The sequence below is a fragment of the Micromonospora sp. NPDC048905 genome (genome assembly GCF_040649655.1).
Lineage (GTDB): Bacteria > Actinomycetota > Actinomycetes > Mycobacteriales > Micromonosporaceae > Micromonospora.
Genome location: NZ_JBEZFV010000005.1, coordinates 152084 through 165659 on the forward strand (window position 1 = coordinate 152084; position 13576 = coordinate 165659).

The window sequence follows — 13576 nt, forward strand, 5'->3', positions numbered from 1 at the left end:
TCCCCTCACGAGGCGCAAACCTAGACGGAGAGGAACACGCATGGCTGTCAAGACCAAGACTCGCCCCGGCACCACGGAGATTCGGCCGTTCTCGGTCGACATTCCCCAGGCGGACCTGGACGACCTGAAACGGCGCATCGGGGCGACCCGCTGGCCGGACAAGGAAACGGTGGACGACCAGTCGCAGGGCGTCCCACTCGCCACCATTCAGGCCGTCGCCCGCTATTGGGAGAACGAGTACGACTGGCGCAAGGTCGAAGCGCGAATGAACGCCGTACCGCAGTTCATGACCACCATCGACGGCGTCGACATCCACTTCATCCACGTGCGCTCGAAGCACGAGGACGCGCTGCCGCTCATCGTGACCCACGGGTGGCCCGGATCGGTGATCGAGCAGATGAAGATCATCGAACCGCTGACCGACCCCACCGCCCACGGTGGCAGTGCGTCGGACGCCTTCCACCTGGTGATCCCGTCGTTGCCGGGCCACGGTTTCTCCGGCAAGCCGACCGAGTCGGGCTGGAACCCGGAGAAGATCGCGGCCGCCTGGACCGAGCTGATGAAGCGTCTCGGCTACTCGCGGTTCGTCGCCCAGGGCGGCGACTGGGGCGCCGTCATCGTGGACCAGATGGGTAAGCAGGCGCCGCCGGAGTTGCTCGGCATCCACACCAACATGCCCGGTGCGGTCCCACCCGAGATCGACCTGTTGTTCCAGGGCGACACCACGGGCGCGAACAACGCCATGGGCTCGCTGCCGTCCGGCCTGTCCGCCGACGAGATGCGCGCTGCCGAGGAAGTCAACTACGTCTGGAAGCACGTCGCGTACGCCCTCATGATGGCGACGCGTCCGCAGACGCTGACCGGGTTGGCGGACTCCCCGGTCGGTCTGGCGTCCTTCCTGCTCGACCACGACGCGAAGAGCCTGGCCCTGATCGCACAGGTCTTCGACGGGGCCACGGCGGGCCTCACCCGCGACGACATCCTGGACAACATCTCGCTCTACTGGTTGACGAACACCGCGGTCTCCGCATCCCGGCTGTACGCGGAGAACAAGCTGTCGTTCTTCGCCGCCAAGGGCGTGACCGTCCCGGTCGCCGTGAGTGTCTTTCCCGACGAGCTGTACGAGGCGCCGCAGAGCTGGGCCGAGCAGGCGTACCCCAACCTCATCTACTTCAACAAGCTCGACGTGGGCGGGCACTTCGCGGCCTGGGAGCAGCCGAAGATCTTCTCCGAGGAGCTTCGCACCGCCTTCCGGTCGCTGCGCTAGATGGCCGTGCACCTGCCCCCGCTGAACGGGGCGGCCGAGTGGCTCAACTCCGAGCCACTCGGCCCCGCCGACCTGGGTGGGCGCGTCGTCCTGGTCAACTTCTGGACGCTGACCTGCATCAACTGGCTGCGCCAGGAGCCGTACGTGCGGGCCTGGTCGCAGGCCTACCGCGACGACGGGCTGGTCGTCGTCGGGGTGCACACCCCCGAGTTCGGATTCGAGCACGAGGTCGACTGGGTGCGGCGGGCGGTGGCGGCCCGATCGATCGACTACCCGGTCGCGGTCGACAACGACTACGCGATCTGGCGCGCCTTCGCCAACCAGTACTGGCCGGCGCTGTACTTCGTCGACGACCACGGGGTAATCCGCGACGAGCACTTCGGCGAGGGGCGCTACGAGCAGTCCGAACGGGTGCTCCAGCAACTGCTCGGCATCGAGCGCGACCCCGTACCCGTCAGGGGGCTCGGCCCGGAGGCGGAGGCCGACTGGGGCAATCTGCGCACGCCCGAGACGTACCTCGGTTTCAGTCGCGGCGAACACTTCGCGTCGCCCAACGGCCCGGCGCTCGACGAGCGCCGCGCCTACCAGGTGCCGGAGAGCCTCGGCCTCAACCAGTGGGCATTGGCGGGGGAGTGGACGATCGGGTCGGAGAACGTCGTGCTCGACCGGGCCGGCGGCGGCATCGCCTTCCGGTTCCACGCCCGCGACGCGCATCTCGTGCTGGCCCCCGGGGCGGGAGCGTCGATCCCGTTCCGGGTGCTGCTCGACGGGACGCCTCCCGGTGCGTCCCACGGCGTCGACGTCGACGAGGCCGGCAACGGCGTGCTGGAGGACGGCCGCCTCCACCAGCTCATCCGCCAGGACGGCGCGGTCCGGGAGCGGACCCTGGAGATCACGTTCGACGAGCCCGGCGTGGCGGCGTACGCCTTCACCTTCGGCTGACGCGCAGATCGACAGTTCTCACCGTGTCCGAGACCGGTGAGAAGCTGCGTATCCGAGCGCCGGGACGCAGGCGGCTGTCGGTCGCGTACCGGTCGGTGAGCGCCTTCTCCGCTGCCTCGTCGCCGCCGTCGGCCTCGAGCAGCAGGGCGGCGATCTCGTCGGTGAGCGTGAGGTCGGCGTTGGCGAGGTCGTCGGTCATCGCGCCGAAGCGGTCCCACAGCAACAGCTCGTCCTTCTGCCGGTGAGCGAGTTCCTGGATGACGTAGTCGTGGATGAACCAGGCGCCGCGGATCGGGGATTCCGGGGCCACGCCGTAGGCGTCCGGGTCGATCGTCCCGGCCCGGTACGCCGACCACACCCGCGCTGCCGAGTCGAAGAGCCCTGCCGTCGGGTCGATGTCGTAGCCGTCGAACTGCCAGTCGCCGGCCGGGTCGAGTTCCGGGTCCGCCCACACCCAACGGTGGCCGTCCCAGTACTCGACCAGTACGTGATCATAATGCCAGCCTGGGGTGAGGTAGGAGGCGAAGCCGACCCGGCTGCGGCTGGGAATGCCGTGTTGGCGAAGCACCGCCACCGCGAGCAACGTGTGGTCCCGGCAGCAGCCGGCCACCCGGTCGACGGCCGGACGCTCGGCGGTGAGTGGCAGCGGAAAGCGGGACTGGTCCGTGTCCAGGATGCGGTCCACCCAGCGGCAGTTCACCTCGTCCAGCCGGCTGTCGGGCAGCTCGACGCCGCCCGCGCGGTAGTGGACGATCACGTTGCGGGCGGTCGCCGCCACGGCGGGGATGTCGGTCGCCACGGCGTCGAGGAGCCCGCCGTGCCGACCGGGGTCGCTGTAGGGGGAGTGGCTCCGGTAGTCATCGAGGTCCATGGGACCAGTCTCCGGTCTGCCACCGTGTCAGGGTCAACGCCGCCGGATTTCGCGCATTCTACGATCGGCGGGTGCACATCACCCCTTCCAGCCCCATCGACGTGCCGCAGGTCTTTCCGGCGGTCGCCCCCTTCGCGCGGACGACCGTCCGGTTACATCCCCGCCCGGGTTCGCCGACAGCGGAGCAGAGTTCGGTAGGCGGCCCGCTGCTGTGGCCGGCCGACGAAGCCTGGCCGATGTGTGACGGACCGGAGCCCGACGACCACTACCGCGACTGTCCGGGTGAACCGGCGGCGCCGCTGGTGCCGGTGGTGCAGTTGCTGGCCGAGGACGTGCCCGAGGTGCCGTTCCTCGCCGGCACGGACATGCTTCAGGTCCTGTGGTGCCCGTTCGACCACGAGCCGTGGACGACACCACGAAAAGCGGTGGATTCCGGTGGAGGATCGTCCGGCGATGGCCGGTTGGGGATGGGACACCGACGACGATCACCCGTGGCGGACGATCCAGAACCCGAGCGGGCTCATGCTGGGCGACGTCGGCGGCATCTACCTCTTCGTCTGCACCGCCTGCCCCACCAGGCCGTTCGACTACCGCTTCGACTGTTCCTGACGACTTCCGGATGGCCAGCCGACGCGCTCACCTGCGGGTGAGCGGGACCGGTTGCCCCTGGCGTACGTCGAGGACCACCCGCTTGCCCAGCGGTTGGGCCAGATTGAGGGTCGCGGTACGCGGCGAGCCCATGAGGTCGCACACCTCGCCGCCGTTGTGGTGCTGTGCGATGACGATGACCACGACGGCGTTGGCCGACTCGACCGACTCCGCGTGGTAGTCGGCGCCACAGCGTCCGGTCGCCGGCCCGAAGGTTCCGGTGAAGCCGACGATCAACTGCGTACCGGCCCCGGTCGTGGCCGCCGATTCGATGGCGATGCCCGGCGGGGAGTTCCACGGTGGGGGTGTCGGGGTGACGGCGTCAGCGCCACCTGCGTCGATGAAGGCCTGGTCGTACCGGGCCAAGCCCTCCCGCGCCTGCTGACGCAGCTCAACGAGGCTCTCTCCGCGGGGTAGCGCAGCGTCGACCGTGGCGTTCGCGTCGGTGTCACAAGCAGCGAGCATCGCCGCCGCCACCACCCCGGCGACCCAGCGCCATCGCACCATCGAAGACCCCTTTTTGGCAGAGTGACCGCCAGGATTATCAACCGTCGGCCCGGGTCGTGGCGCCCCGCTGCTCGACCTCGGCTGCTGCCTCCGAGGCGGCGAAGATGCGCGCGTAGATCTCGTCGATGACCTCGTTCTTCGCCAGGCTGTACTCCCGGGGCCGATGGGCGGTGTCCCGCGCGAGGCGTCGTTTCGTCGCGGCGTACCGCTCCCGGTCGTGTGGGTGCGTGCGCAGCCAGTCGCGGAAGAGCCGGTGCCGGACCGGTTCCGGCGCACCCCGCGGCCACACGTGCAGGTTGACGTCCTCGGCGGAGCTGAGCAGCATCCGGTGCCCGTGCCACCAGGGCTCCCGCAGGACGAGCCGGTAGCCGAGCCGTTCCAGGGCGGGAAGGTAGCCGGCCTCCTCGGCGGTGTCCTCGATGACGAGGTCGACGTCGATGACGGGCTTGGCGGCGAGCTGCGGCACCGCCGTGGACCCGACGTGTTCCAGGCTGATGATCAGCCCGCCAAGCGCCTCGGTGAGCGACGACCGGACGGCGCGGAACCGCTGCGCCCAGGCCGGGTCGTACTCCTCGATGACGACGGACTCCCACGTCCGTGGCGGCTCGCCCACCAGGCCGGCGTCGACCTGTTCGGGGGTGCCGTGGAAGCGCTGCACGACGTCCTGCGGATACTCGGCCACGCCAACCTCCCGACGACGCAAAGTCCGCCAGGATACGACCCCTACCCTATGTAGAGTTCCGATAAAGTGGTCGGATGCGGATCACCATTCCGATCGCGAAGGTGCTCGCGGCGCTGCTCGCCGAGCCCGACGAACAGCGCTACGGGCTGGACCTGATGCGACTGACCGGCCTGCCCAGCGGCACCCTCTACCCGGTGCTGCACCGGTTGCAGGGCGCCGGCTGGCTGGCCGCCGACTGGGAGGCGATCGACCCCGTCGCGGCCGGCCGACCGGCCCGCCGCTACTACCGCCTCACCGCCGACGGCGTGGCGCAGGCCCGCCAGGCGCTCGCCGACCTGCGTGCCGCGATCCCCGACGGTCGCCGCTCGTGGGGCGGCACCGAGCCCACCGGGGCGCCGGCGTGGTGACCCGGCGCATCGCCGTGTTGCTGCTGGCGTTGGCCGCGCGCCGCTGGCCGGCCGACGTCCGCGACGACCTGCGCCGCGAGTGGGCCGCCGAGCTGCACGTCCTCGCCGAGAACGGCCGCTGGACGACGATGCTCGGCTTCGCGGCGAGCCTGGCCGTCAGCCGTGCCGGTGCCTCACTCGTCGACCGCACCCTGGCCCGCGGTCGCGTCGGTCGCAGCGCCGCCGCACTGCTGCTGTCGCCGCTCGCCTGCGTCGGGATCGTGCTCGGCAGCGGGGCCGCCATGTACCGGGCCGAGGTCTGGCTGACGGGGCCGAACTGGTTGGAGCGGGCGCAGAAACCACTCTGGGCGGCCGTCACCGTCGGGCTGGCGGTCCTGCTGGCGGTGTTCGCCGCGCGCTGGGCCCGGCACACCGCACTCGACGGCCCGCTGCGCATCGCGCTCGGCGTGGTGCTCCCGGTCGGTGCGACAGTCATCGTGCTGATGCAGCTCATCGGCCCGGAGGACCTGGCCGCCGTACCCGGTCTGCTGCTCTGGTTGGCCGGCCTGACCCTCGCGCTCTGGGCCGCGGCGAGCCTCGCCGCCCGGGGTCGCCTCCGCGCCGCCTGGTGGGTGGGCGTCCTCGGCGCACTCGTCGCCGCGGACCTTGCGGTGATCCTCGTCGTCGTCGACACGTACCCCACCGCGATCGGCGCGGGGCCGACGATCCACGCGCGGGAGCACGTCGACCCGATCTCCGCGCCGCTGTGGCTCTTCGCCTGTTGGACGGACTGGAACTTCGGCCTGCCCCGGCCCATCGACTGGGAGATCTTCCTGATCACCAACCGGGTGCTGGTGGAGCCCATGCTCTACCTGGCCTGCACGCCGTACGCGCTGGCGTACACCATCCGGGCGGCCCGGTCCGCGCCCGTCGCGCCGGTCGCCCTCGCGCCGACCCCGGTGTGAACCTCAGTCGGGTACGTCGTCCCACGTCGTACCCGGCTCCAGGTAACCGGCCAGCTGGTTCTCGCGCAGCGCGTACGCGATGACCAGCAGGGCGTGCTTGTCCAGCTCGGGCAGCCGGTCCAGCGGAAACCACCGCACGGCCAGCGACTCGTCGTCGTTGACCCGGGCGGTGCCGGCGACCAGCCGGCACAGGAACCCCAGGTTCAGGTATTCGCAGCGGTCCCCGTTCGGATACGTGTGCGGGTGTGACACGGCGCTGGACATCCGCACCGGGGCGACGTCCAGGCCCGTCTCCTCGCGTACCTCGCGGACCAGCGCGGTGGCCGGCTGCTCGCCCGGCTCGACGAAACCACTGATCACCGACCAGCGCCCGTCGTCGGCGCGCTGGCCGAGCAGCAGCTCACCGGCGTCGTTGCGGATGACGGCGCTGACGCTCGGCAGCCAGAGCAGGTCGTGACCGACGTGCTTGCGCAACCCCACGATGTAGTCCGGTGTCGCCATCCGACGATCATAGGTGTGCGCCCACAGCGGGGCTCACCTGCGCACCTTCTGGTTTTCCAGTCCCACGCGTTTCGCCGTTTCGGCCCGACGAACGCCATGCATATCTACTGTGGAGAGGGTCGGCGACTTGTGCGATCCGGTGGCGGCCTGCCGGTTCGCGGTGCACAGTGATTCCCATGAGCGACAGCGAACGTGGTGGGCAGTTCTACTGGTGCACCCGGCATCACCGGGTCGAGACGGACGCCAACGTGTGTCCGGCGAAGCACGTTCTCGGCCCGTACAACTCGGCGGCCGACGCGGAGAACGCCCTGCAGCGAGTGCAGGAGCGCAACGAGGCGTGGGATGCCGAGGACGCTCGTTGGGCCGGGGAGGACAAGTAGACGGCGCGGGACGTCCCGCGCCGAGGTATTTCGTGCTCCGCGAGGACGCACGCGAGAGCACGTCCCCAAGGAGGGAACCACGATGGCCGAAGCACAGCAGGCCACCACCCGCCCGACCGTCCGACGCACCACCGCGAAGAAGACCGCCGCGGCCGAGCGGAACACGGCGGCGAGCCGGACCACCCCCGTGCGCAAGTCCACCGCGGGTGCGGCGGCGGCGAAGGCTCCGGCCCGGAAGGCCGCCGGCGGCGCGGGGCGCGCCCCGGCGAAGAAGACCACCACGGCGGCGAAGAAGGCCCCGGCGAAGAAGGCCACGACCAAGGCCACGAGTACGGCGGCGAAGAAGGCCCCCGCGAAGAAGACCACCACCCGCGCGACAACCGTCGCGGCGAAGCGGGCACCGGCGTCAGCGAAGCGGGCACCGGCGTCAGCGACGCGGGCTTCGGCGTCGGCGACGCGCAAGACCACCGCCGCCGCGAACAAGACCACGGGCACGGCGAAGAAGACCACCAGCGCCGCGAAGAAGACGACAAGCGCCGCGAAGAAGACCACAAGCGCCGCGAAGAAGACCACCGCCTCGGCGGCGAAGAAGACCACCGCCGCGGCCAAGGCGCCGGCGCGGAAGACCGCGACCAAGGCCTCCGCCGTGAAGAAGACAGCGGCGAAGAGGACGGCGGCGACGAAGACGGCCGCCAAGAAGGCGCCCGCGAAGAAGACCGCGTCGACAGGTCCCAGCGGCGGCGCCCGCAAGGCCCCGGCGAAGAAGGCCCCGGCCGCGAAGGCGACGGGCACGTCGTCGGCCACCGCGCGCAAGGCGGCGGCTAAGAAGGCCCCGGCGAAGAAGACCGTCGCGGCCAAGGCCCCGGCCCGCAAGGTCACCGCCCGCAAGTCACCGGCCCGCCCTGCCGCCGCCCGCGCCACCGCACCCCGGAGTACGCGCAGCACCGCCCGGAAGGCGACCGGCTGAGCACCTGTCGCCCCGGCTCGCCGGGGACATATCTCGGCCGGTCACGGGAAGCGGATCACCGGCGGCGCTGTCAGGATTGACCCGTGGTCATTCGACGCGTACTCGCGCCCCGCATCGACTTCGGCGCGCTGCGCCGCGAACTCGGCCTGTCGGAGGAGTTCCCGGCCGACGCCCAACGGGAGGCCGACGAGGCGGCCGGAGCGCCGCCTCGGCCGCCCGTCGACCGCACCGACATACCGTTCGTCACGGTCGACCCGGCCACCTCGCGCGACCTGGACCAGGCGATGCACCTCGCCCGGCGGACAGGTGGCGGCTACCGGGTGCGGTACGCGATCGCCGACGTCGCCGCCCACGTCGCCCCGGGCGGCGCGCTGGAGGCGGAGACCTGGCGGCGCGGGCAGACCATCTACCTGCCCGACGGCAACGTGCCGCTGCACCCCCGCACGCTCAGCGAGGGCGCGGCCAGCCTGCTTCCCGACGACGACCGGGCCGCGGTGGTCTGGACCATCGACCTGGACGCCGACGGCGGCACCGTGGCCGTCGAGCTGGAGCGTGCCCTGGTCCGCAGCCGGGCCAAACTCGACTACACCGGGGTGCAGGCGGCGGCCGACGCCGGGCGGCTGCCCGAGCCGATCGCACTGCTGCCCGAGATCGGCGACCGGCTGACGGCCCGAGGGCTGCGCCGGGGCGCCATCAACCTGCCGCTGCCCGAGCAGGATCTGGAACCCGACGGCGACGGCTGGCGGCTGGTGCTGCGTCCGACGGTGCCGATGGAGGAGCACAACGCGCAGATCTCCCTGCTGACCGGGATGGCCGCCGCCGACATCATGCTGGCCGGCCGGGTCGGGTTGCTGCGGACGATGCCGGCGCCGAAACCGGAGGCCGTGCAGCGGCTGCGGGCCGCCGCCGCGCCGCTGGGCGTGCAGTGGCCGGACGGCGTGGCCCCGGGTCAGGTGATCGCCGGTCTGGACGCCTCCCAGCCGCGCGCCGCCGCGTTCATCGACCAGGCGGCCGAGTTGATGCGTGGGGCCGCGTACACCGCCTTCGACGGGGAGCTGCCGGAGCACCCGGAACACGGTGGCGTGGCAGCCACGTACGCCCACGTCACGGCGCCGTTGCGGCGTCTGGCCGACCGGTACGCCACCGAGGTCTGCCTGGCCCTGCACGCGGGCCTTCCGGTGCCCGACTGGGCCCGCGCCGCGCTGCCCCGGCTGCCCGAGGTGATGGCCAGCACCGACCGGGTCGCCTCGGCGGCAGCCCGGGGAGCCGTCGAGTTGGCCGAGGCGGCGGTGCTGGAGCACCGGGTGGGCGAGACCTTCGACGCGGCCGTGTTGGACGTCGACGCCCCGCCCAACGGCAAGTCCCGCCCGCGACCACCGGGCGGCACCGTCGCGCTGGACGCCCCGCCGGTGCGCGCCCGCTGCTTCGGCCAACTGCCGCTCGGCGAACGGGTCCGCGTCCGACTGGTCACCGCCGACCCGACGGCCCGCACGGTGATGTTCGAACTGGCCTGACCCCGCCGGCGCGGCGGCCCGGCTCAGCGGGGATCGTCACAGTGCTCCGGGCCGCTGCCGGCTCGGCCCGTTTGCGAGGATGAACCCATGGCATACGACGCGAGCACGCTGCCCGACGTGTCCGGGCTGACGGTCGGCATCATCGGTGGGACCGGCGACCAGGGGCGAGGGCTCGCCTACCGGTTCGCGCGGGCCGGGCAGACGGTGCTGATCGGCTCCCGCAACGCTGAGCGGGCCGCGGAGTCCGCAGCCGAGATCGCCGCCCTGCCCGGTGTGGCGGCCACCGGCAGTGTCACGGGCGCGGCCAACGACGAGGTGGCCCGCCGCAGCGACGTGGTGATCATCGCGGTGCCGTGGGATGGGCACGCCGCCACCGTCGCCGCCCTCGCCGAGCCACTCGCCGGCCGGATCGTCGTCGACTGCGTCAACCCGCTCGGCTTCGACAAGCAGGGTCCGTACGCGCTGACCGTGGCCGAGGGCAGCGCCGTGCAGCAGGCCGCCGCGTTGCTGCCCGACTCCCGGGTCTGCGCGGCGTTCAACCACGTCAGTGCCCCGCTGCTGGCCGACCCGGAGATCGACCGGATCGACCTGGACGTGCTGATCTGCACCGAGGACCGCGAGTTGGTCGACGTGGTCGGCGCGCTCGCCGCCCGGATCCCGGGGATGCGCGGCATCTACGCCGGCCGGTTGCGTAACGCCCACCAGATCGAGGCGTTCACCGCCAACCTGATCGCGATCAACAAGCGCTACAAGGCACACGCCGGCATCCGCGTCACCGACCTCTGAGTCGAGCGGCGTGATCCACTCGGCTTCCGGGAAGTCGGGGTGTCCCTCGCACTGGGACACCCCGACCTCAAGAACACGGAGTGGATCAAGCCGCGCCGGTCGCGCCGCGCGAGACCGGCCGACGGGCCGGACTAGAAGGTGTGTTCGGCCGTCGGGAACTCGCCGCCGCGAACCTCGTCGGCGAAACGCCGGGTGGCGTCGGTGAGTGCGCCGGCCAGGTCCGCGTAGCGCTTCACGAAACGCGGCGCCTTTCCGGTACGCAGCCCGGCCATGTCCTGCCAGACCAGCACCTGCGCGTCGGTGTCCGGGCCGGCGCCGATGCCCACGGTCGGGATGGGCAGCTCGTGGGTGATCCGCTTGGCCACCTCACCGGGCACCATCTCCAGCACCACCGCGAAGGCGCCCGCCTCCGCCACCGCCCGCGCGTCGGCGAGCACCTCGTCCGCCGTGTCGCCCCGACCCTGCACCCGGTAACCGCCCAGGGTGTGTTCGCTCTGCGGGGTGAAGCCGATGTGCGCCATCACCGGGATGCCGGCGCCGACGATCGCGGCGATCTGCTCGGCGCAGCGGCGGCCACCCTCCAGCTTCACCGCGTGGCAGCCACCCTCCTTCATGAACCGGACGGCGGTGCGCAGCGCCTGCGCCGGCCCCTCCTCGTACGAGCCGAACGGCAGGTCACCGACGACAAGTGCCTGCCGGGTCGAGCGCACCACGGCCCGGACCAGCGGAAGCAGGTCGTCGGCGGTGATCGGCAGGGTGGTCTCGTAGCCGAACACGTTGTTCGCGGCCGAGTCGCCGACCAGCAGCACCGGCACGCCGGCCTGGTCGAAGATCCCCGCCGTGTACTGGTCGTACGAGGTCAGCATCGGCCACCGCTCGCCGCGCTCCTTGGCGGCGAGCAGGTCACGGGTGCGGACCCGACGGGTGAGCGGCCCGCCGTACAGCGCGGTCACCTCGCTCGGAGTGGACTCCACCATCTCTGTCTCCCTTCCTCGAGGCCGCCTGCGCGGTCCCCGGGTTCCGTCGCGATCGTCGCACCGCGAGACGGGGCGACGGCAGAGTCCAGTGCGAGATATCACTGCACCGCGCGAGGTCCGCGCCGCGCGGCCCGCGCGAGGCGACGCCGGGCCGGCCGCACCGACCCGGGCACCCAGAGGAGTACGACTCAGCCGTGCTCGCGCCACCGGTTGGTGATCGGCAGACGGCGGTCCCGGCCGAACGCCTTCATGGAGATCTTCGTGCCCGGTGCCGACTGGCGTCGCTTGTACTCGGCGGTATCCACCAGCCGCAGCACCTTGTCGACCACCGCCGGGTCGTGGCCCGACTCGACCAGCCCGTCGCGGCCCAGGTCACCGTCGACGTACCCGATCAGGATGGGGTCCAGGACGTCGTAGTCGGGCAGACTGTCGCTGTCCAGTTGGCCCGGGCTCAGCTCGGCGCTCGGTGGCTTGCCGATCGAGTTCTCCGGAATCGGGGCGGTCGCACCGCGCCGATCCGCGTCCCGGTTGCGCCACTTAGCGAGCCGCCAGATCAGCGTCTTCCAGACGTCCTTGACCGGGTTGAAGCCGCCCACCGAGTCGCCGTAGAGGGTGGAGTAGCCGACCGCCAGCTCACTCTTGTTGCCGGTGGTCAGCACCAGGTGGCCCTCCTGGTTCGACAGGGCCATCAGGATCACGCCACGGACCCGGGCCTGGAGGTTCTCCACGGCCACCCCGGACAACGACAGGTTGGCCAGGAAACCGTCCACCATCGGCTGGATCGGCTCGACGCGGTAGTCCAGGCCGGTGCGCTTGGCCAGGTCGGCGGCGTCCTCCCGGGAGTGCTCGGAGGAGTGCTGACTGGGCAGCGACACACCGACCACCCGGTCCGGCCCGAGGGCGTCGACGGCCAGCGCGGCCACCACCGCCGAGTCGATGCCGCCGGAGAGTCCGAGCACCACCGACGGGAACCGGTTCTTGTTCACGTAGTCGCGCAGGCCGAGCACGAGCGCCTGCCACACCTCGGCCTCGTCGGCCACCGGCTCGATCAGCCCGCCGGTGGCGGCCGGGCCGGACGGCGTGGGCGGAATGCCGTCCAGCGTGTGGTGCGCGACCCGCATCCCGTCGGCGATGGTCTCCGTGGTCGGCGAGGAGGTGGCGGCCGGCAGGTCGACGTCGTGCACGAGCAGGTGCTCGACGAACTGCGGGGCACGGGTGAGCAGGTCACCGTCGGCGCTCACGATCATCGAGTCGCCCTCGAAGACCAGCTCGTCCTGCCCGCCGATCATGTTGACGTACGCGATGGCGGCGCCCGCCTCGGCGGCCCGGCGGCGGACCAGCGGCAGTCGGATGTCGTCCTTGTTCAGTTCGTACGGCGAGCCGTTGATGTTGACCACCAGCCCGACGCCGGCCTGCCGGGCGGCGGCGAACGGCCCGCCGGCCTGCCACAGGTCCTCACAGATGGTCAACGCGACGTCCACGCCGCCGATCCGCACCACGGTCAGCGTGTCGCCGGAGACGAAGTAGCGGTCCTCGTCGAACACCCCGTAGTTGGGCAGGTGGTGCTTGAAGTAGCGGGCGGCAACGACTCCCCGGTGCAGCAGCGCGGCGGCGTTGCGGGCGCCCCGGCCCGGCTCGGCGTCCCCGCTGACCTGCGGCGGCCCGTCGGCGTCCAGGTAGCCGACCACGACCGGCAACTCGCCGAGGCCGTCGGCGGCGAGGTCGGCGGCGAGCCGCTCGACGGCGGCCTGGGACGCGGCGACGAAGGAGCGCCGGAAGACCAGGTCCTCGACCGGGTAGCCGGTCAGCATCAGCTCCGGGAAGAGCACCAACTGGGCACCGGCATCGGCGGCCTGGCGAGTCCAGCTGCGGACCAGGTCCGCGTTGCCGGCGATGTCGCCGACGCTCGGGTTGACCTGGGACAGGGCGAGACGCAGGGTGGGCATGCCCTCATCTTGCCCCAGCCTCCGCGCGACAATCCGTACCCTCGGACGAGATTGCCGCCACCTGCCGCGACGGGCGTCCGCGAGGCCGCGACGGCAGGAGCCCGGCCGGCACGGCGGCGGACGCGGGGCGGCCCGGCCGGGGCTCGCGCTCGCCGGGCGGGACACGAGGGGACGACCGGCGGCAGTTCGCGTAACGTCTGCGTAACCAGGCCCGGGGAGACTGGGCGATCAGGTCGG

At 71.7% G+C, this 13576-nt stretch carries 15 protein-coding genes; 9 read left to right on the forward strand and 6 right to left on the reverse strand.

Annotated features, from left to right (window positions below):
* Positions 1-40 precede the first annotated feature (40 nt).
* Both AB0C01_RS15260 and AB0C01_RS15265 read left to right on the forward strand, forming a co-directional pair.
* Positions 41-1267, forward strand: coding sequence for an epoxide hydrolase family protein (locus AB0C01_RS15260; RefSeq protein ID WP_357571414.1), 1227 nt, complete (start codon positions 41-43; stop codon positions 1265-1267).
* A complete protein-coding gene (locus AB0C01_RS15265; protein WP_357571415.1) occupies positions 1268-2209 on the forward strand; it encodes a redoxin family protein in 942 nt (313 codons plus the stop codon). It abuts the gene before it with no gap.
* Here the strand turns inward: AB0C01_RS15265 and AB0C01_RS15270 are convergent.
* The gene (locus AB0C01_RS15270) at positions 2196-3080 is read right to left on the reverse strand and encodes a transglutaminase domain-containing protein (RefSeq protein WP_357571416.1); all 885 of its coding nucleotides are present in this window, start codon (positions 3078-3080) and stop codon (positions 2196-2198) included. The two genes, AB0C01_RS15265 and AB0C01_RS15270, sit on opposite strands and share 14 nt — an antisense overlap.
* 435 nt (positions 3081-3515) lie before the next feature.
* Between AB0C01_RS15270 and AB0C01_RS15275 the strand changes: the two genes are divergently transcribed.
* Positions 3516-3689 (forward strand): hypothetical protein, encoded by a 174-nt coding sequence (locus AB0C01_RS15275; protein WP_357244982.1) that lies wholly within the window; start codon positions 3516-3518, stop codon positions 3687-3689.
* Positions 3690-3716: 27 nt separating this feature from the next.
* Here the strand turns inward: AB0C01_RS15275 and AB0C01_RS15280 are convergent, their stop codons facing one another.
* A complete protein-coding gene (locus tag AB0C01_RS15280) occupies positions 3717-4235 on the reverse strand; it encodes a hypothetical protein (protein ID WP_357244984.1) in 519 nt (172 codons plus the stop codon).
* A gap of 37 nt (positions 4236-4272) precedes the next feature.
* The gene (locus AB0C01_RS15285) at positions 4273-4917 is read right to left on the reverse strand and encodes a GrpB family protein (RefSeq protein WP_357244986.1); all 645 of its coding nucleotides are present in this window, start codon (positions 4915-4917) and stop codon (positions 4273-4275) included.
* Positions 4918-4991: 74 nt separating this feature from the next.
* Here AB0C01_RS15285 and AB0C01_RS15290 point away from each other — a divergent pair, with 74 nt between their 5' ends.
* Both AB0C01_RS15290 and AB0C01_RS15295 read left to right on the forward strand, forming a co-directional pair.
* The gene (locus AB0C01_RS15290; protein WP_357571417.1) at positions 4992-5324 is read left to right on the forward strand and encodes a helix-turn-helix transcriptional regulator; all 333 of its coding nucleotides are present in this window, start codon (positions 4992-4994) and stop codon (positions 5322-5324) included.
* A complete protein-coding gene (locus AB0C01_RS15295) occupies positions 5285-6268 on the forward strand; it encodes a hypothetical protein (RefSeq protein ID WP_357571418.1) in 984 nt (327 codons plus the stop codon). The genes AB0C01_RS15290 and AB0C01_RS15295 overlap by 40 nt, the downstream gene beginning before the upstream one ends.
* A 3-nt stretch (positions 6269-6271) precedes the next feature.
* On the opposite strand, the gene AB0C01_RS15300 is transcribed toward AB0C01_RS15295, so the two are convergent.
* The gene (locus AB0C01_RS15300) at positions 6272-6769 is read right to left on the reverse strand and encodes an NUDIX domain-containing protein (RefSeq protein ID WP_357244992.1); all 498 of its coding nucleotides are present in this window, start codon (positions 6767-6769) and stop codon (positions 6272-6274) included.
* A gap of 176 nt (positions 6770-6945) precedes the next feature.
* Here AB0C01_RS15300 and AB0C01_RS15305 point away from each other — a divergent pair, with 176 nt between their 5' ends.
* The 4 genes from AB0C01_RS15305 (at position 6946) to npdG (ending at position 10416) form a co-directional block, all read left to right on the forward strand.
* Positions 6946-7149, forward strand: a complete 204-nt coding sequence (locus tag AB0C01_RS15305; RefSeq protein WP_357244995.1) for a hypothetical protein — start codon at positions 6946-6948, stop codon at positions 7147-7149.
* Positions 7150-7231: 82 nt separating this feature from the next.
* Positions 7232-8116, forward strand: coding sequence for a histone (locus tag AB0C01_RS15310; protein ID WP_357571419.1), 885 nt, complete (start codon positions 7232-7234; stop codon positions 8114-8116).
* Between the two features lie 83 nt (positions 8117-8199).
* Positions 8200-9630, forward strand: a complete 1431-nt coding sequence (locus AB0C01_RS15315) for an RNB domain-containing ribonuclease (protein ID WP_357571420.1) — start codon at positions 8200-8202, stop codon at positions 9628-9630.
* Between the two features lie 87 nt (positions 9631-9717).
* Positions 9718-10416, forward strand: a complete 699-nt coding sequence (gene npdG / locus AB0C01_RS15320; RefSeq protein ID WP_357245001.1) for an NADPH-dependent F420 reductase — start codon at positions 9718-9720, stop codon at positions 10414-10416.
* A 131-nt stretch (positions 10417-10547) separates the two neighbouring features.
* Here npdG and panB read toward each other — a convergent pair whose 3' ends face one another.
* Both panB and AB0C01_RS15330 read right to left on the reverse strand, forming a co-directional pair.
* A complete protein-coding gene (panB, locus tag AB0C01_RS15325) occupies positions 10548-11393 on the reverse strand; it encodes a 3-methyl-2-oxobutanoate hydroxymethyltransferase (protein WP_357571421.1) in 846 nt (281 codons plus the stop codon).
* Between the two features lie 188 nt (positions 11394-11581).
* On the reverse strand, positions 11582-13339 hold the full coding sequence (locus AB0C01_RS15330) for an NAD+ synthase (protein ID WP_357571422.1): 1758 nt from the start codon (positions 13337-13339) through the stop codon (positions 11582-11584).
* Positions 13340-13576: the final 237 nt, after the last annotated feature.